Origin of the sequence: Anoxybacter fermentans (assembly GCF_003991135.1) — a bacterium.
Lineage (GTDB): Bacteria > Bacillota > Halanaerobiia > DY22613 > DY22613 > Anoxybacter > Anoxybacter fermentans.
Genome location: NZ_CP016379.1, coordinates 3,503,603 through 3,521,776 on the forward strand (window position 1 = coordinate 3,503,603; position 18,174 = coordinate 3,521,776).

Below are 18,174 nucleotides of genomic sequence, written 5' to 3' on the forward strand. Positions count from 1 at the left end.
GTCAGGTCTCCTGACGTTTTCATTATAAGTTATAAACTTTTCTAAAATTAAGAATGAAATGCAGCATTTTGATAAATAATAGGAAAGGAGGTGTCATTAATATGTTAAAAAAAATTATTAGAATTTTTAGTACAGCTTTTGGTGGTGTGATTGGTTATCAGGTTGTTGAATTATTTATCCCTGCTTTAAATTTAAAAGATTTATTGAATCAACCGCAATCTTTATTTAAAAGTTTTTATTTTTATGGTGTTATTGGTGGCGCAGTTTTTGGGATGATTTTAATTCCTTTTATTATTGAATTTCTTATTCAGTTGGTAGTGAAGGTTGAACGTCAATTGCAAAAGGTACCTTTTATTGATATATTAGCAGGTGCATTAGGGGCAATTGTAGGTCTTATTTTAGGTATTCTACTTAATTATGCATTTCCAATTTCTAATTTATTGAAGTTTGGTTCTTCTATACAGGTTCTAGTAAATTTGATCCTTGCCTACTTGGGATTAACAATTACAGTTAGAAAAAGGGATGATTTCTTTAATTTGTTCCAGAAGTTTCCCGGTTCTGGCGGGAAAATATGGCGTAAACAGCAAGATAATATATCTGCTAAAATATTGGATACCAGTGTTATAATTGATGGTCGTATTGCAGATATTTGTAAGACAGGTTTTATAGAAGGAACGCTGGTGATTCCCGAGTTTGTATTAGAGGAGTTACGTCATATTGCTGATTCACCGGATTTATTGAAGAGGAATCGCGGTCGTCGGGGTCTGGACATTTTGAATCAGATTCAAAAGGATATGAATGTTAAGGTAGAGATTGTAGATGCTGATTTTGATGATGTAGATGAAGTAGATAGCAAATTGGTTAAATTAGCAAAGATGATGGATGGTAAGATTATTACAAATGATTTTAATTTAAATAAAGTTGCAGAATTACATGGTGTACCAGTTTTAAATATTAACGAGTTATCTAATGCATTAAAACCTATTGTCTTACCTGGTGAAGAGATGGAAGTTAAAGTAATTAAAGAAGGAAAAGAGTATGGTCAGGGTGTAGCCTATCTGGATGATGGTACCATGATTGTAGTTGACCATGGAAAAAATCATATTGGCGAAGAGATTGAAGTTCTGGTTACCAGTATTCTACAGACCGCAGCTGGTCGCATGATTTTTGCCAAACCAAAGGCTATGAAACAGGTATTATGAAGGTGTGATTATATATGAAAGTTTCGGCTATAATAGCTGCAGCCGGTCGAGGTAGACGGATGGGTGGCAAACAAAATAAGCAATTTTTAAGACTTGGCAATGATATGATCCTTAATTTGACCTTACAACAATTGGATCAAATTGAGGAGATTAAAGAACTAATTGTAGTTGTTGGTGCTTCAGAGGTAAAATTTTGTTTAGAAGAAATCTTTGCAAAAGGAAATTTTCAAACACCTTATAGAGTAATAGCTGGAGGAAAAGAACGGCAGGACTCGGTTAGGGCGGGTCTTGCTGTTCTCTCTCATACGACAGATTATGTTTTGATTCATGACGGTGCCCGTCCCCTTATCACAAAAGAGTTAATCAAAAATGCTCTGAAAACAGCTAAAGAAAAAGGAACAGCAGTACTCGCAGTACCGGTCAAAGATACGATTAAAGTGGTTGATCAGGAAGGATATGTAAAATCAACACCGGAGCGTGCAACTCTCCGTGCAGTTCAGACTCCACAAATTTTTAGGAAAGATTTGATCTGTGCTGCCTATGAAAAGGCCGAACAAACCGGGTTTTACGGTACCGATGATGCATCATTAGTAGAAGCTATGGGTGTACCGGTTTTTTTAGTTGAGGGCTCCTATGAAAATATCAAAATTACCACACCAGAAGATTTACTATTAGCAGAAGAGATATTACGGAGGAGATCTAAATGCGGGTAGGAATTGGTTATGATGTTCATAGATTGGGTGAAGGTGAAGATTTGATCCTGGGTGGGGTACATATTCCCTATGATAAAGGTTTAATTGGTCATTCTGATGCAGATGTCTTGACTCATGCAATAATGGATGCTATACTAGGAGCGTTGGGACGAAAAGATATAGGATATCATTTCCCTGATACTGAAGAAAAATATAAAGGAATATCCAGCTTAAAATTGTTGGAACGGGTCCAGGAACTGATGGCCCGGGATGGGTACCAATTAGGTAATCTGGATTCAATTATTATAGCTCAGGCTCCCAGGCTCGCACCTTTTATTGATCAGATGATTCAAAATGTTACCCGGGTTTTAAAGGTAGAGCCTGGGCAGGTAAATATTAAGGCTACAACAACTGAAAAACTCGGCTTTGTTGGTAGAGGTGAAGGGATCGCTGCACAGGTAATTGTTTTAATTAAAAAAAGAGAGGAAGAAAGTGAAGAGGTAGGAAGGTGAGTTGAATGTTTGTAAAAGATATAATGGTGAAGAATCCAATTACCGTTTCTCCAGATGCTACATTGTTGGAAGCTGAAAAGCTCATGTCTGTCAACAATATTGGCAGATTGATTGTGGTTGAGGACGGAAAGGTAATTGGAATGTTGACTGACAGTGATCTGGTACATCAACATGAATTGGAGACCAAAGTTGAGGTCTTGATGTCAACAGATGTTATTAAAGTTTATGAAGACCAGACAGTACAGGAAGCCGCTGCACTTATGGCAGACCATCACATTGGTGGATTGCCTGTTTTTGACCGTGAAGAAAATCTGGTCGGGATTGTAACTGCTGAAGATCTGGTTGTTGGTTTTGTCCGTGAAGAAAGTCAGGCAAAAATTACTCCTGAGAGTGCGGCCATTTATCTGTCTATGACCCGGAGTAGAGAATATGAGAAATATTGGTTAGAAAAGGTCCAGGGTTATGGTTATCGGGCTGCTATCACTCAGACTGGCGCCAGTGCTGAAAAACTGGCGATAAAGTTAAGAGAGAGTACAACGGTAGCAGCTATTGCCCGTGGTGTGATCAGTGAAAATTCCCGGGAAAAGATGGCCGTTTCTAATGCGGTTAAAGATGCTTATTCTCAGCTGGCCTTAGTTAACCCTGGTCTCGGTGGAGGATTTAAGATTGCCATTGTTCGGGGTGAAGGTCGGCTCGCTGTGGCTATCTTTGGTAAATTTGGCCATGCGCTGGTAGATGGGCCTGAGCAGTTGACTGTGGGGACAAGTGTGATATAGGGGAATTATAGTTTGCTTGATCATAGAATATACCCTCCTATAGATTAACATGTTAATCTTCTATAGGAGGGTTATTTTTTTGCGTTTTTTTATTAATGGTTAAACTGTAAAAAGCTAATTTTTCGCTTCTTGAGAAATTTTTCGAATCATCTAAAGCTCGATTTCCGCCGAAATAAGGCTTCCTAATCAAATGGCCCTCCTGGCCCTTGATTAGCTCATCACCTCCTGTGATGAGGTCTTATTTCGTCGAAAATCTCGCTAAGATGATTTGGCAAAAATTTCTATGTCGCTCAAAATTAGCTTTTTGCAGTATAATCATTAATAATTAAACTGTAAAAGGCTAATTTTAAATACCATTGAAATTTTTAATTTAACCATCTTAGTGAGATTGAACGAGAAATAAAACTTCATCATAGGAGTTGATGAACTAATCATGTTACTTTTACAGTTTATTTATTAATAAATTTTTATAGAAAACAGAAGGAATTTAAAAGAATGTTGACGAAATAAAAGTTAAAATTCTCATCTATCTTCTATTTGCTGTTTCTAGATTTTTTAGCTTTTTATAAAGAGGTGTTAAGAGTGTCGGAACGAATAAAAGGGTTAGTCCTGGTAGGGATATTAATTTGTTTAGTTATAATTGCTTTTAAACCTGCTCCACAGTTAAATATTCAACCAGCGATAAATTTAGGTGATTCGATTATTCAACTTGGACCTAATCGAATTGCGATAGTGGAGACAAATATTAATTCGGGTTTATATGGAACAGTTTTAGTGTTTGATTTTGATGATAAAACGGGTACTTTTAACCTGGTGGGTAAATTTAACTATAAAGATTATTTTCGAAAGCCTCAAAAATATGGTTTAGTAAAGGAAGAAAAAGGAAATTATTGAATAGATAGCTTAGAGGAAATAGTGTAGAGGGAGAAAGATTTATAAAATTTTTATGATAAAACTTGACAGCAGTTAAATTTATGTTATAATAGGCTTAACAACTTAATATGTGCTTCTCACCTTTTCGCGGAAAGTGAGGATAGAGGCGCGGTTAAGAATGAGTAGGGAAACTGAGTTTTGGGGAACGGTGAAGTTTCTCGAAAGGTCTTGCCGCCGAAGTGAATGACACTCACCCAGGTGTCATTTGCTGGGCCAATGCCGAATAGGTATTGGACTGTCACTACCTACCGGTGGGTAGTGGAGAGCTATCTTCAGACGGAAAGGGAAGGGTTTTTCTTTTCTATTTTCCGACTGTAAGAGGCTCTCGACTACGAGAGCTTTTTTTAATGGGTAAAAAAGTTAAGGGAGGAGTTTAAAAATGGAAAACTTTGGAGTACTATCACTTTTACCACCACTTGTAGCTATTATTCTGGCACTGTATTGGAGGAGAGTTATTCCATCTCTGTTTTTGGGAATCTGGGTTGCGGCAACTATGATTAATGGATTTAATCCCTTCATGGGTTTTTATAAAGCTTTTGAAGAATTTATCATTCCAAGCCTGGGCTCTAAATGGAATGCAACAATTATTATGTATGGAGCAGCTTTTGGTGGTCTGATTGCTATTTTACAAAAAACCGGGGGTGCCCATGCAGTAGCTGAAGCAATTACGAAACGGGTTAAATCCTCAACAGGAGCCCAGATTGCAACCTGGCTATTTGGAATTGTTATCTTTTTTGATGATTATTTTAATGCTTTGACAGTAGGAAACGTAATGCGGCCTATTTGCGATAAGGTACGTATTTCCCGGGAAAAGTTAGCGTATATTGTTGATTCCACTTCTGCTCCTATCTGCCTTTTAATACCTGTTTCAACCTGGATTGTATATGTTATGGGATTGATTGGAACTGAGTTTCAAAAGTTAGGGATTACTGAATCCCCATATCTGGCTTATTTAAAAACCATTCCGTATAATTTGTATTCAATTCTGGCTTTAGTGATGGTTGCAATTATTGCTGTTACTAAAGTTGAATTTGGGCCAATGGCTCAGGCTGAACTGAGAGCAAGAAAGACTGGAAAGGTTTTAGCAGATGATGCAAATCCACCATCTTCCAAAGAAATTACCGAAGCTAGACCGAAAGAAGGTATTATTCCACGGGTTTCAAATATGGTTATTCCATTGGCTGTTCTTCTTATCATGATTCCACCATTATTTCTCTGGACTGGTGGATATAAGTGGGGCGGCAGTATTGTTGAGGCTGTAGGTAATGCTGACGGAGCTATGTCAACTTTGATAGCAGTTTTAATAGCTAGTCTGGTTGGAATTATTCTGGGAATTAGGCAGAAAATCTTTGATTTTAATGAAGGGTTGGATACTTTTATTGAAGGTGTCAAGGGGATGGTTCTGGCTTTTTTGATTCTGATTCTGGCCTGGTCCATCGGTGATGCAACCCGTGCAGTGGGAACAGCCGATTTTATTGTTCAAATTGCTAAAGGAGTTCTTTCACCATCTCTAATTCCGGTAGTTACTTTTGTTGCCGGATGTATAATCTCTTTTTCTACCGGAACATCTTACGGTACATTTGCCATTATGATGCCCATTGCAGTACCTATAGCCTCTTCAATGGGAGTACCGATTTTTCCTGTTATTGCTGCTGTATTGAGCGGCGGAATTTTTGGTGACCACTGTTCGCCAATCTCCGATACAACTATCCTTTCATCTACAGGTGCATCCTGTGACCATGTGGCTCATGTTCGAACACAGCTACCCTATGCCATAACAACCGGTTTGAGCGCATTGGTTGGTTTTCTGGTTATCGGTTATGTAAAATCTGCTTTAGTATCACTGGTAGTTAGTGTAATTTTACTCTATCTTCTGGTTCGTGTTTTCAGCAAAATATGGTCTGTTGAAGAGTCAATTGAAGATGTATTTGTTGCTTAAGTGCACTGAAGCTGTTGACCTAAGTTAAAAAGGTCAACAGCTTTTTTTAGTGTTTAAGAAATTATACTTTTTCGTAGGTTATAGATAATATTTGGTACAGATAATTTATAAAAACTGCACAAAGCTAATTTAGAGCGTTATTGAAATTTTTCGTTAAACTATCTTAGTGAGATTGAAGGAGAAATAAGGTCTCATCACAGGATGTGATGAGCTAATCAAGGGCCAGGAGGATCCATTGATTAGTGTGTCTTATTTCGACGGAAATCGAACATTAGATGGTTCGAAAAATTTCTTTATGAAGCGAAAAATTAGCTTTGTGTAGTAAAATAAGATTAAGTGCTCGAAGGGCATTTTGTTCGTGTTCAGGAAATTATACTCTCTTCAAACTAAAATTTAAATTAGTAAAAATTTATTTCATATCTTGATTTTTGTCAACAAAGGTGATATAATAAAAATGTAAATTGTTTGCAAGTTCAAAAGAGGGGTGCAGAGATGTCTTTTGTAACACATAAGGAAAAAATTTCAGATTATTTAGGTATGGCAAGAAAATACATAGGAACAAATGATTTTGTGAATTTTATGAAAAATATATCCATAGCTGAATATCTATCCGAAAATGATCGAGAGTCTTTAGAAGAGACATTGTTTTTATTGGCAGAAGGTTTTTATAAGTTTGGCAAGTACAAGGAAGCATATGAGGTAGTTAACAGAATATTAACACTGGTAGAAAATGAAAAGACAAGGTACAGATTGTTACGTACTAAAGGAATGATTTTAGGAAAAATGGGGAATCTGGATGCGGCAATTAAAATCTTTGAAAAGCTCTTAGAAAATTGTTCATCTGAGGGATGGAGTTTAAATAATCTGGCCTGGATATATCTTTATAAATACCAGTTGGAATCAGATACAGAGTATTTACCCAAAGTAATTCAATATGGCCTGAAAGCAGTAGAATCATTTGATTTCATAACAGATCCGGTACTTAAAAAAAGTATCTTGATCAACCTTGGGAATGCTTATTGGTACTGTGAAAACTATGAGAAAGCCCTTGAATTTTTTCTGAAAGCTCTTGAGTTTGTAAAAGATGATCCAGATCCTAAGATATTGAATAATATTGGTGTTACCTATGCAAGAATGAGAAAAATTGATAAAGCAGAAAAATACTTGCGAAAAGCTGAATTAATTGCAGAAAGAAAAAAGGATTACTTTGAGTTGGGTCAGGCTAACCTGATTCGTGCCAGGATATATGAATGGAACTACAATGATTATATGAAGGCTAAAGAATATTTTTTAATTGCTTTTGATAAATTTGTTCTGGCAAATGCACTATTAGAAGCATACAAATCTCTAAAAAATATTTTGCGATTAAATGAAAAGTTAAACCGGGAGTCTATTGATATTCTTTGTAATAGATTGAAAACAAATTTGATTGAAAATTTAGGAGAAGAAGAAACATTAAGATTAGAAAGGAGGGAAGATTGATGAAGAAGATTTTAACGATTTTGGCTGCTGTAGCAATTGTCCTCTCTTTATCTTGTGGGGTGTTGGCCGATCCTTCTCCAGATCCTGGGCCATTCCCCCTTGCAGAATCTGTACAGATTATAGATTGATAAATTTTTAGCTAAACTCTTAAACCCTGGTTAATTAACCATGGTTTAAGAGCTTTTTTTTGATTGTATATGCCTGAAGGCTATAAAATGATTGGACAGGATTTATTCAAAATAATGATTGATTAAACTGCAAAAAGCTAATTTTTCGCTTTTTGAGAAATTTTTCGAATCATCTAAAGCTCGATTTCCGCCGAAATAAGGCTTCCTAATCAAAGGGCCATCTTGCCCTTGATTAGCTCATCACCTCCTGTGATGAGGTTTTATTTCGTCGGAAATCTCGCTAAGATGATTTGGTGAAAAATTTCTATGTCGCTCAAAATTAGCTTTTTGCAGTATAATCATAAATAAATATCTTGTATAATTTTCATAAATCTCCTTAACCTAAACTAAAAGAGGTGTTAAGGGGATGAGGAGATGAAAGTATTTAAATTCCTGTTGCTAATTATCATTTTCCTTAGTATAATAACCATGAATGTATTAGCTATTCAAGGTCAGGAATTTATTTCATTTGGCACAGATTTAAACCGGGCCCAGCGGGAACAGATGCTTAAATACTTCCAGCCTGCTGCTCGTCCACAAATGTTGGAAGTGACCAATGCTGAAGAATATTATTATCTGAGCAAATATGTACCGGCTGAACAGATCGGTAGCAGAGCTATATCTTCGGTATATCTAAAGACTCTACCCACCGATTCCGGAATCCAGGTTGAGACCTTAAACATTACCTGGGTTACCGATGGAATGTATGCCAATGCAGCAGTAACGGCAGGTGTTAAAGATGTAATGATCAAAGCGGCTGCTCCTTTTCCTGTTTCAGGGACTGCAGCTTTAACGGGCATCTTTAAAACTTTTGAACAGGCCCAAGGCCAGCCTATTGATTCTAAGAGAAAGGAGACCGCTTATCAAGAATTAGTTATAACTGGTCAATTAGGAGAAGAGATTGGCAAGGAAAATGCAGAAGTTTTAATGCGGGATGTAAAAGAAGAAGTAGTGAAAAGGGACGTAAAAGATCCAGAAGAGATCAGGATTATTATTGAGACCAAAGCAGGTGAATATAACCTGGAGTTGACAGAAAAACAGATTCAGGATATAGAAAAACTGATGGAAAAGATCAATATGCTGAATCTAAATGTAACAGAGATCAACAAACAACTTAAAAGTCTTGAGACGAAGATTGAAGGAATTCAAAGACAGGGTGAAAAGATAAAGGGAATACTGGCCCTAATATTGGATTTGCTTCAGAGATTGGTCAATATTTTGGCCAAAATTTTTATAAGATGAACCTAAGGCTCTTGAAAAATTGAGCAAAATCAATTATAATTAAATCATAGTAAAATACTCGGAAAAAGCAATGATGGGGAGAGAACAGTCCAGATTCTTCTGCCAGAGAGAAGATGCCCGTGGCTGAAAGCATCTTTCAGGAGAAGGATTGTTTATGCACCCTTAAGCTGGATGGTCGAAAGGAAAAGTAGGCCATTCCCGGGTGGTGTACGTTATTACACCGTAAAGTGAGCTTTAAGGTCAAGCCTTAAGGCTAAGCAGAGTGGAACCGCGGTAAATTAACCGTCTCTGTAGTCTGGTACTATAGGGGCGTTTTTTTATTAAGAGTAAAAAGATTATAGGAGGTGTGAAAAAGTGTTTAAAACTATAAGGGAAGATATCAAGGCGATTTTTGAAAGAGATCCAGCAGCAAAAAATATTGTGGAAGTCATCTTGTGCTATTCGGGACTTCATGCAATTATTTTACATCGTATTGCCCACTGGTTTTATAATAAAGGGTTCACCACTATTGCGCGTATTATTTCCCAATTTAGCCGTTTTCTTACAGGAATTGAAATTCACCCTGGTGCAAAAATTGGTAAAGGGGTATTCATTGATCACGGTGCTGGTGTGGTTATCGGTGAAACAACAGAGATTGGTGATAATGTAACTATCTACCAAGGTGTGACCCTGGGTGGTACTGGAAAAGAGAAAGGTAAGCGCCATCCTACTATTGGAGATAACGTACTGATCAGTGCTGGAGCAAAAATTCTGGGTTCTATTAAAATTGGTAATAATGTCAAAGTAGGAGCTGGTTCGGTGGTTTTAGACCCGGTACCTGATAATTGTACAGTTGTTGGTGTTCCGGGGCGTGTTGTAATCCAAAATGGTCATAAAGTTCCACGTACTGATCTAGATCACCATCTCCCTGATCCGGTTGTGGAGATGATAAAAGATTTACAAAATCGGATAAACTATTTAGAAGAGCTTATTTTAAAAGAAAAAGATGCAGAATATAAAAAAGTGGATAAATTAGGCAAAGCTAATTGACATCTTTCTATTAGTAGAGTATAATTTTCAGAAAGATAATAGTTGTTATTACAAAAAGATAATCTGGATGGAGTGCTTTTAATGATTCATGAATTATTGTTAACCTTTTTAAAAACAGCAGAAAAATCAACTAATGAAGAAGGACAAATTCAAACTGTACAAATTAAATCAATACCCCCGGGAATTATGGCCTATATGGGAGACGGGATCTTTGAGCTGGTCGTCCGAAATTTTTTTATTCAACAGGGTATTTGGGATTCCAAAAAGCTTCATTTGAAAGTAACCGAGTTTGTAAATGCCAAAGCTCAGGCCCGTCTCCTTAGAGAGATAAAAGATAAGTTAACAGATGAAGAAAAAACTATTTTGCGTCGCGGTCGTAATTCCAATGCTGGTAATGTTCCGCGTAATACCAATGTTTCAGATTATCGTTATAGTACAGCCTTTGAGGCAGTATTGGGATATTTGATGCTTAAAGGTGATTATGATCGTCTTCAGGTATTGATAACGTTGATTGAAGAATATTTACATCACCAAATCTCAGGAAATTAACCCCTGAGGTTTATTTTTAGTAAAAAGCTATTTTCGAAGCATCTAAAGTTCGATTACAGTGACATGATTAGCTTATCACTTCCTGTGATGCTTTCAATCTAGCTAAGATTTCAATGGTAATGGTATTCAAAATTAGCTTTTTGCAGTTTAATCATCTTTATAATAAAACGAGGGTAGGAGGTTATAAATGAACTCAACAACACTTAAAGTAAAATTGTTGGCTTATACTAAAGAGGCAGAAAAATTAGTCACTGCTGCAGCAAGACTCTGTTATTCATCTTTGGGTGTTGATCAGGTATTGGAGAGTATTGATGAACCTATGCAGGAGAGATTTATTCAGATGCTGTTAGATTTAGGCCATGAATCACCTATTGAACATGTTACTTTTACGTTTGGAATTGAAGGGGTTAGCCGGAGTCTTTTAGCTCAACTGACCCGGCATCGGATTGCTAGTTTCAGTGTTAAATCCCAACGTTATGTTAAGGAAGGCCAATTTAAATATATAATCCCTCCGGAGATTGATGATTTGCCTGAAGCAAAAGAAATTTTTCTTAAGGCAATGGAAGAGGATCAAAAACGATATAATCAACTGGTTGATCTTCTTTTTAGGAAAAACTATTCCCGTTTTTTAAAAGAAGGGCATAAAGAGGATAAGGCAAAACAGTTAGCTGAGAAAAAAGCCATTGAAGATGCCCGTTTTGTTCTTCCCAATGCCTGTGAGACTAAGTTGATCATGACTATGAATGCGCGCAGTCTCTTTAACTTTTTTAATCTTCGCTGCTGTAACCGGGCTCAGTGGGAGATTCGTAATCTGGCAAAAGAGATGCTTAAGTTGGTAAGAGAAACAGCCCCTAACCTCTTTAAAATGGCCGGGCCAGGTTGTTTGCGTGGACCGTGCCCGGAAGGAAAGATGTCCTGTGGAAAGCAAGATCAGGTGAGAAAAGAATTACTGTCACTGGAGTGAGGAGAAATGAGAAAAATCGAAGGACGTAATCCGGTTTTAGAAGCTATGAACGCGGGTCGGGAGATTAAAAAATTAATTATTCAAAAAGGTGCTAGAGGTAGGAGTATACAGGAATTAATTGAGAGGGCTGATAAATTGAATATTCCGGTAGAAATGGCCGCTAAATCAGAATTGGACAGAATTGCAACTTCTAGCAATCATCAGGGTGTAGTTGCTTATGCTGATGAATTTCGTTATGTTCATATTGATGAAATTTTACAATTTGCTGAGGATAAGGGAGAAAGCCCTCTGATAGTTATCTTAGATAGAATTCAGGATCCCCACAATTTAGGTTCAATTATCAGAACCGCCAATGCTGCTGGTGTACATGGAGTTATAATTCCTAAACATCGTGCTTCCGGGATTACTCCTGTAGTTACCAAAACTTCTGCGGGTGCGGTAGAATATACTAAAGTGGCCCGGGTAACAAATATTGCCCGTGCTATTGATGAATTAAAAGAAGCTGGTCTCTGGATTGTTGGAAGCGGATTGGAGGGGGATCGAAGTATTTACCAGGCAGATTTAAAAGGCCCTTTAGGAATTGTAATTGGCAGTGAGGGTGAAGGGATGCGCCGATTGGTTAAAGAAAAATGTGATTTTATAGTTCAGATTCCTATGTTTGGCCAAATTGAATCACTCAATGCCTCTGTTGCTGCTGGAATTATGATTTACGAAGCAGTTCGTCAGCGACGATTTTCTTAAACAAGATTATGGTTAAACTGTAAAAAGCTAATTTTTCGCTCCTTGAGAAATTTTTCGAACCATCTAAAGTTCGATTTCAGTCGAAATAAAGCTACCTGATCAAAGGGCCCTCCTGGCCCTTGATTAGCTTATCAATCCTCATATGAGGCCTTATTTCGACTTCAATCTCGCTAAAATGGTTTAGCGAAAAATTTCTATGTTGCTTAAAATTAGTTTTTTGCAGTTTAATCAGATTATAAGTAAAAACTATCTCTGAAAATAGGTTTAACCTTGACTTATCTTATAGGAGTCATTATAATAGATATAGATTAGTATATGAGTTAAATGGCAATTATGGGATGCTGGTAAAGGCTTTTTATTAAACCTGAAGGGCGGAGGGGATTAAGTTTGAGCGGAAATCTCAAGAAAAAAGAATATGAAGATTACAGCAACATGACGGATGATGAGCTGGTGGAATGTGCCCATAATGGTAACCAGGCTGCTTTAGAGTATTTGATCAAGAAGTATAAAAATTTTGTACGAGCTAAATCCAGGTCGTATTTTTTAGTGGGTGCTGACCGTGAAGATATCATCCAGGAAGGAATGATTGGTCTTTACAAGGCTATTCGCGATTATAAAACGGACAGGCTAGCCTCATTCCGCGCATTTGCTGAGTTATGTATTACCCGTCAGATTATAACTGCAATAAAAACTGCTACGCGCCAGAAACATCAACCACTCAATTCATATGTTTCTTTAAACAAACCTATTTATGATGAAGAATCTGACAGAACCCTTTTAGATGTATTACGGGGAGGTAAACTTACAAATCCAGAAGAACTATTTATTAGCAAAGAAGCTTATAATTTAATTGAAAACAAAATTACCGAGATGTTAAGTGATCTGGAATTGAATGTTTTACAGGAATATCTCGATGGTAAATCCTACCAGGAAATTGCTGATAATCTGAACCGTCATGTAAAGTCTGTAGATAACGCTCTGCAGCGTGTCAAACGGAAACTGGAAGTTTTTCTTCAGAAACATAATTTTTAATTTTAGGGATTATCTCTGTTAGTGCAAGCACTCCTTAGCGGGGGGGAGTAACTACCAGAGTTTTTTAAATACCCCGCATCTTTTAAAAAAAAATAATAGAGCGCCTCGTTGAGGCGCCGTTTTACATAGATAAAGTTAAGTTTTTTTAGCTAAATTTATTTAAAAAATCAAAATATGCGCAATGTTAAGGAGGATGACTTAGAATGGCAAAAGAAAAATTTCAAAGGACTAAACCGCACGTTAATGTCGGTACCATTGGTCACGTTGACCACGGAAAGACTACTTTAACTGCTGCTATTACTATGGTATTAGCTAACAAAGGTCTGGCTCAACCAAGAGCTTTCGATTCTATTGACAACGCACCTGAAGAAAGAGAAAGAGGTATTACTATCGCTACCGCTCACGTTGAGTATGAGACTGAAAAGCGTCACTATGCACACGTTGACTGTCCGGGCCATGCTGACTACGTTAAGAACATGATTACCGGTGCTGCTCAGATGGACGGTGCTATTTTGGTAGTTTCTGCAGCAGATGGTCCAATGCCACAGACCCGTGAGCACATTCTGTTGGCCCGTCAGGTAGGTGTGCCATACATTGTAGTATTCTTGAACAAAGCTGATATGGTAGATGATCCAGAGTTGTTAGAGCTGGTAGAGATGGAAGTAAGAGATCTGTTGAACCAATATGACTTCCCAGGAGATGAAGTACCAGTAATTGTTGGTTCAGCTTTGAAGGCATTAGAAGACCCAGCAGCAGATAATGAGTGGACTCAAAAGATTATGGAACTGATGAATGCAATTGATGAGTATATTCCAGAGCCGGAGAGAGATACTGATAAGCCATTCTTAATGCCAGTAGAGGATGTATTTTCTATCACTGGTCGTGGTACAGTAGCAACTGGTCGTATTGAGCGCGGTACATTGCATCCTGGTGATGAAGTAGAGATTGTTGGTTTTGTTGAGACTCGTAAGACAGTATGTACCGGTGTTGAGATGTTCCGTAAGATGTTAGATGAGGCAGTAGCAGGAGACAATATTGGTGCATTGCTTAGAGGTATTGCTCGTGACGAAGTAGAGAGGGGTCAGGTATTGGCCAAGCCAGGTAGTATTACTCCGCATACTAAGTTTAAGGCAGAGGTTTATGTATTGAGCAAGGAAGAGGGAGGTCGTCATACTCCATTCTTCAGTGGATATAGACCTCAGTTCTACTTTAGAACAACTGACGTAACTGGTGAGATTACTCTGCCAGAAGGTGTAGAGATGGTAATGCCTGGTGATAACATTGAAATGATAGGTACTCTAATTACTCCAGTTGCTATGGAAGAAGGTTTGCGTTTTGCTATCCGTGAGGGTGGCCGTACTGTAGGTGCAGGTGTTGTTACCGAGATTATTGAATAATAATCTAAAAAACTCCTGAAGATGTTTCTTCAGGAGTTTTTTCAACCAAAATAGTTAAACTGCAAAAAGCTAATTTTTCGCTTCTTGAGAAATTTTTCGAATCATCTAAAGCTCGATTTTTGCCGAAATAAGGCTTCCTAGTCAAAGGGCCATTTTGGCCTTTGATTAGCTCATTACCTCCTATGATGAGGCCTTATTTCGTTGGAAATCTCCTAAGATGATTTGGCGAAAAATTTCTATGTCGCTCAAAATTAGTTTTTTGCAGTATAATCTCAAAATTTATTAAAATAAGGGAGTATAAAATTTCTCAGATTTAGGTATTATATAGTTAAAAGTTTGCTTTAAATAGGCGGGATGGGTAATGAATGAACATTATTTTTCACAAAATCCTGAAGTTGAGCATGATTTTCATGAGATTGTAGTTGAGCTTCGAGGCAGGAAATATATATTTTTGACAGATGCAGGAGTTTTTTCGCGTAAGCGAATTGATCGGGGAACTGAGCTTTTAATTAAGGCTATGCAGATTAAGCTTTCAGATAAAGTTCTGGATATGGGATGCGGTTATGGTCCCATCGGAATTGTTGCTGCTGATCTGGCATTAGAAGGTCAGGTTGTAATGGTTGATATTAATCAGCGGGCAGTAGAATTAGCTAAGGAAAACCTTGAGAGGAATTGTATCACGAATGCCAGAGTGATTTTAAGTGATGGGTTTAGTAACGTAGAAGATAAAGATTTTGATGTTATTTTGATGAATCCACCTTTCCGCGCAGGTAAAAAAGTAGTTTATCCATTAATTGAGAAATCCAGAGAGCATTTGAAACCCGGTGGTTTGTTGTACACTGTCTGTCGGACACGGCAAGGTGCAAAGAGTCTGGCAAAAAAGATAGAAAAAGTTTTTGGCGAAGTAGATGAGGTAGATAAGGGAAGTGGATATAGAGTTTATTGCGGTATTAAAAGATAATTATATCAGTAAAATTTTATTGACATTCCGGTCAAAATGTGATAAATTAAATAAGGTATCCCAGATAACAAGTTAGTTAGCGCTGAGTCGGGAGGTGGCATCATGAGAGAGATTATCACACTTGCCTGTACAGAGTGTAAACGGAGAAATTATTCTACTACTAAGAATAAGAGAAATACTAAAGAAAGATTGGAATTGAAAAAGTATTGCAAGTTTTGTAGAACCCACACTCTGCATAGAGAAACTAAATAATTTTTTTTAAAATTATAATTTGTTGATCAATAAAAAAATCAAGGGAAGTGAAAAAATGGCTTCTAAGGGTTTATTAGCTCGGATAAAAAAATATTTTCGTGAAGTAAGAGCTGAGTTGCGTAAAGTTAATTGGCCTAATTTTAAAGAGTTGGCTTCCTACACCACTGTTGTATTGGTAACAGTTTTTATTGTTGCGGTATTTATTGGGGTAGTTGATCTTATTTTTTCCAATCTCATTGCTCCTCTTATTATTCGCTAAATAAAAGGGAGGTGAGGGTCCTACAAAAACTGTAGGGTCCCTTTGTTATGACAAAAGAAAAGGAATGGTATGTTATTCATACCTACTCCGGGCATGAGAATAAGGTGAAAGCTAATCTGGAAAAACGTATCGCAGCAACTGGAATGCAGGATAAGATTTTTCGTGTTCTTGTACCTACTGAAGAAAGAGTTGAGACAAAACAGGGTAAAAAAAAGGTCGTAAATAAGAAGATATTTCCCGGGTATGTTTTAGTAGAGATGATTATGACTGAAGAGACATGGTACATTGTACGAAATACCCCTGGCGTAACAGGATTTATTAGTAGCGGTACCAAACCTTTACCATTACCAGAGGATGAAGTTAAAGAAATCTTAAAGAGCATGGGTATTAAAGAAGCTCGTCCTGAGATTAATTTTGAAAAGGGACAATCTGTCAAAATTACAGATGGTCCTTTTGAAGAATTTATTGGAGTTGTTCAGGAAATTTATCCTGAACGCGGTAAAGTTAAGGTATTGGTTTCGATGTTTGGCCGTGAAACACCTTTAGAACTGGACTTCAATCAGGTTGAAGAAGTTTAGTGGGAGGATGTTTAAATCCGTTTAACCACATTAAAGGAGGTGTAATGAGAATGGCTAAAAAGGTTGTTGGAGTAATAAAATTACAGATTCCTGCTGGTAAAGCAAATCCGGCTCCTCCAGTTGGTCCTGCTCTGGGTCAACATGGTGTAAACATTATGGAGTTTTGTAAAGCTTTTAATGCTAAAACAGCTCAACAGGCCGGAATGATTATTCCAGTGGAAATTACAGTTTATGCTGACCGGTCTTTCTCTTTTATTACTAAGACTCCGCCTGCTGCTGTTCTGTTAAAGAAAGCTGCCGGAATTGAAAAAGGTTCCGGTAGACCCAATTCAGAGAAGGTAGGAACTGTAACCAAAGAGCAAATTAAAGAGATTGCTGAAATAAAGATGCCGGATTTGAATGCTGCCAGTTTAGAAGCAGCTATGAGTATGATTGCGGGTACAGCCCGGAGTATGGGAATTGTTGTTACTGACTAAACTTTTTAAAATTTTGTGGGAGGATTTTGAAATCCGGTAATACCACTAGGGAGGTTTGGAAAAATGGCAAGAAAAAGGGGAAAACGTTACCTCGAAGCAGCTAAGAAAGTTGATAGACAGAAATTATATGAACCCAAGGAAGCCTTAAATTTAGTAAAAGAATTAGCAACTGCTAAATTTGATGAATCCGTTGAAGTTGCAGTAAAACTTGGTGTTGATCCTAAGCATGCAGATCAACAGGTTCGCGGTGCTGTTGTCCTACCTTACGGTACCGGTAAAGATGTTAGAGTTATTGTTTTTGCTCAGGGTGAAAAAGCTAAAGAGGCTAAGGAAGCTGGTGCTGACTTTGTAGGTGCTGAGGATTTAGCTGAAAAGATTGAAAAGGAAAACTGGTTGGACTTTGATGTAGCTATTGCTACTCCTGACATGATGAGGGTAGTAGGTCGTCTTGGACGTATTCTTGGTCCAAGAGGTTTGATGCCAAACCCAAAAGTTGGTACTGTAACTATGGATATTGGTAAGGCAGTTCAGGAAGCAAAAGCCGGTAAGATAGAATACCGTGTTGATAGAACTTCCATTGTTCATGTTCCTATAGGAAAAGCTTCATTCCCTGTAGAACATCTGGTTGAAAACTTTAAGACAGTATTAAATGCGTTAATTAAAGCCAAACCTGCTGCAGCTAAAGGTAGATATTTGAGAAGTATTGCAGTATCTTCAACAATGGGGCCAGGTATCAAAATTGATCCTAATGTTGTTATGAACATGAATGAATAATTTTGATAATAAAAAAGTCTTGACGACTTAATTGAAATATGTTATATTATTTTTTGTGAGAAAAACAGAATAATTTTTGTGCCGTAGACAGTAGGTGCCATTAAGGCTTAATATCCTACCGAGGCTGGATATAGAGATATTCCACACTCAGTGTTTTAAAGGCCTTCGTATGTCTACGAAGGCCTTTATTTATGTTGAGGTTTCTCTAGTCCGGCGG

Annotated in this window: 20 protein-coding genes, 1 pseudogene, 1 riboswitch and 2 other annotated features; all 21 genes and pseudogenes read left to right on the forward strand. The window is 37.4% G+C overall.

From position 1 onward, the window contains the following. The first annotated feature begins 101 nt into the window (after positions 1-101). The 21 genes and pseudogenes from BBF96_RS15960 to rplA all read left to right on the forward strand — a co-directional run bounded on the left by BBF96_RS15960 (position 102) and on the right by rplA (position 17,957). Entirely contained in the window at positions 102-1,202 is a 1,101-nt protein-coding gene (locus tag BBF96_RS15960; protein ID WP_127018058.1) for a PIN/TRAM domain-containing protein, read from the forward strand. 14 nt (positions 1,203-1,216) lie between these two features. Continuing rightward, complete coding sequence (gene ispD, locus BBF96_RS15965; protein ID WP_127018059.1) at positions 1,217-1,915, forward strand: 2-C-methyl-D-erythritol 4-phosphate cytidylyltransferase; 699 nt, start codon at positions 1,217-1,219, stop codon at positions 1,913-1,915. Further along, positions 1,906-2,406 carry a 2-C-methyl-D-erythritol 2,4-cyclodiphosphate synthase gene (gene ispF / locus BBF96_RS15970; RefSeq protein ID WP_127018060.1) on the forward strand — a complete coding sequence of 167 codons (501 nt, stop codon included), beginning with the start codon at positions 1,906-1,908 and terminating at the stop codon, positions 2,404-2,406. Before ispD ends, ispF begins: the two co-directional genes overlap by 10 nt. Before the next feature lie 5 nt (positions 2,407-2,411). Continuing rightward, on the forward strand, positions 2,412-3,182 hold the full coding sequence (locus BBF96_RS15975; protein ID WP_127018061.1) for a HutP family protein: 771 nt from the start codon (positions 2,412-2,414) through the stop codon (positions 3,180-3,182). A gap of 582 nt (positions 3,183-3,764) precedes the next feature. After that, the gene (locus BBF96_RS15980) at positions 3,765-4,076 is read left to right on the forward strand and encodes a hypothetical protein (RefSeq protein WP_127018062.1); all 312 of its coding nucleotides are present in this window, start codon (positions 3,765-3,767) and stop codon (positions 4,074-4,076) included. Between the two features lie 132 nt (positions 4,077-4,208). Beyond that, positions 4,209-4,392: riboswitch (Lysine riboswitch) on the forward strand. A gap of 102 nt (positions 4,393-4,494) precedes the next feature. Then, the gene (locus tag BBF96_RS15985; protein WP_127018063.1) at positions 4,495-6,054 is read left to right on the forward strand and encodes a Na+/H+ antiporter NhaC family protein; all 1,560 of its coding nucleotides are present in this window, start codon (positions 4,495-4,497) and stop codon (positions 6,052-6,054) included. Between the two features lie 492 nt (positions 6,055-6,546). Further along, complete coding sequence (locus tag BBF96_RS15990) at positions 6,547-7,536, forward strand: tetratricopeptide repeat protein (protein ID WP_127018064.1); 990 nt, start codon at positions 6,547-6,549, stop codon at positions 7,534-7,536. Further along, positions 7,536-7,664 (forward strand): hypothetical protein, encoded by a 129-nt coding sequence (locus BBF96_RS17190; protein WP_257792001.1) that lies wholly within the window; start codon positions 7,536-7,538, stop codon positions 7,662-7,664. The genes BBF96_RS15990 and BBF96_RS17190 overlap by 1 nt, the downstream gene beginning before the upstream one ends. Positions 7,665-8,078: 414 nt before the next feature. Further along, positions 8,079-8,945 carry a DUF1002 domain-containing protein gene (locus tag BBF96_RS15995; RefSeq protein ID WP_127018065.1) on the forward strand — a complete coding sequence of 289 codons (867 nt, stop codon included), beginning with the start codon at positions 8,079-8,081 and terminating at the stop codon, positions 8,943-8,945. Positions 8,946-9,006: 61 nt separating this feature from the next. After that, positions 9,007-9,238, forward strand: a binding site (T-box leader). Between the two features lie 55 nt (positions 9,239-9,293). Continuing rightward, positions 9,294-9,974: pseudogene (gene cysE, locus BBF96_RS16000) on the forward strand (serine O-acetyltransferase); the annotation flags it as partial. 42 nt (positions 9,975-10,016) lie between these two features. Then, a complete protein-coding gene (locus BBF96_RS16005; RefSeq protein ID WP_236777848.1) occupies positions 10,017-10,523 on the forward strand; it encodes a Mini-ribonuclease 3 in 507 nt (168 codons plus the stop codon). A 187-nt stretch (positions 10,524-10,710) separates the two neighbouring features. Further along, on the forward strand, positions 10,711-11,487 hold the full coding sequence (thyX, locus tag BBF96_RS16010; protein WP_127018067.1) for an FAD-dependent thymidylate synthase: 777 nt from the start codon (positions 10,711-10,713) through the stop codon (positions 11,485-11,487). Positions 11,488-11,493: 6 nt separating this feature from the next. After that, entirely contained in the window at positions 11,494-12,228 is a 735-nt protein-coding gene (gene rlmB, locus BBF96_RS16015; RefSeq protein WP_127018068.1) for a 23S rRNA (guanosine(2251)-2'-O)-methyltransferase RlmB, read from the forward strand. A gap of 387 nt (positions 12,229-12,615) precedes the next feature. Further along, complete coding sequence (gene sigH / locus BBF96_RS16020) at positions 12,616-13,260, forward strand: RNA polymerase sporulation sigma factor SigH (protein ID WP_127018069.1); 645 nt, start codon at positions 12,616-12,618, stop codon at positions 13,258-13,260. Positions 13,261-13,463: 203 nt separating this feature from the next. Continuing rightward, the gene (gene tuf / locus BBF96_RS16025; protein WP_127018070.1) at positions 13,464-14,657 is read left to right on the forward strand and encodes an elongation factor Tu; all 1,194 of its coding nucleotides are present in this window, start codon (positions 13,464-13,466) and stop codon (positions 14,655-14,657) included. 361 nt (positions 14,658-15,018) lie between these two features. Further along, positions 15,019-15,618 carry a class I SAM-dependent methyltransferase gene (locus BBF96_RS16030; RefSeq protein ID WP_127018071.1) on the forward strand — a complete coding sequence of 200 codons (600 nt, stop codon included), beginning with the start codon at positions 15,019-15,021 and terminating at the stop codon, positions 15,616-15,618. Positions 15,619-15,720: 102 nt separating this feature from the next. Continuing rightward, positions 15,721-15,870: a 50S ribosomal protein L33 gene (gene rpmG, locus BBF96_RS16035; RefSeq protein ID WP_127018072.1), complete on the forward strand. Its 150-nt coding sequence runs from the start codon at positions 15,721-15,723 to the stop codon at positions 15,868-15,870. A gap of 55 nt (positions 15,871-15,925) precedes the next feature. Then, on the forward strand, positions 15,926-16,129 hold the full coding sequence (gene secE, locus BBF96_RS16040; protein WP_127018073.1) for a preprotein translocase subunit SecE: 204 nt from the start codon (positions 15,926-15,928) through the stop codon (positions 16,127-16,129). Positions 16,130-16,176: 47 nt separating this feature from the next. Next, complete coding sequence (gene nusG / locus BBF96_RS16045) at positions 16,177-16,707, forward strand: transcription termination/antitermination protein NusG (RefSeq protein WP_127018074.1); 531 nt, start codon at positions 16,177-16,179, stop codon at positions 16,705-16,707. A 50-nt stretch (positions 16,708-16,757) separates the two neighbouring features. Beyond that, complete coding sequence (gene rplK / locus BBF96_RS16050; RefSeq protein ID WP_127018075.1) at positions 16,758-17,183, forward strand: 50S ribosomal protein L11; 426 nt, start codon at positions 16,758-16,760, stop codon at positions 17,181-17,183. 63 nt (positions 17,184-17,246) lie between these two features. Further along, the gene (gene rplA, locus BBF96_RS16055) at positions 17,247-17,957 is read left to right on the forward strand and encodes a 50S ribosomal protein L1 (protein WP_127018076.1); all 711 of its coding nucleotides are present in this window, start codon (positions 17,247-17,249) and stop codon (positions 17,955-17,957) included. Positions 17,958-18,020: 63 nt separating this feature from the next. Next, positions 18,021-18,156 (forward strand) — a sequence feature (ribosomal protein L10 leader region). Positions 18,157-18,174 lie beyond the last annotated feature (18 nt).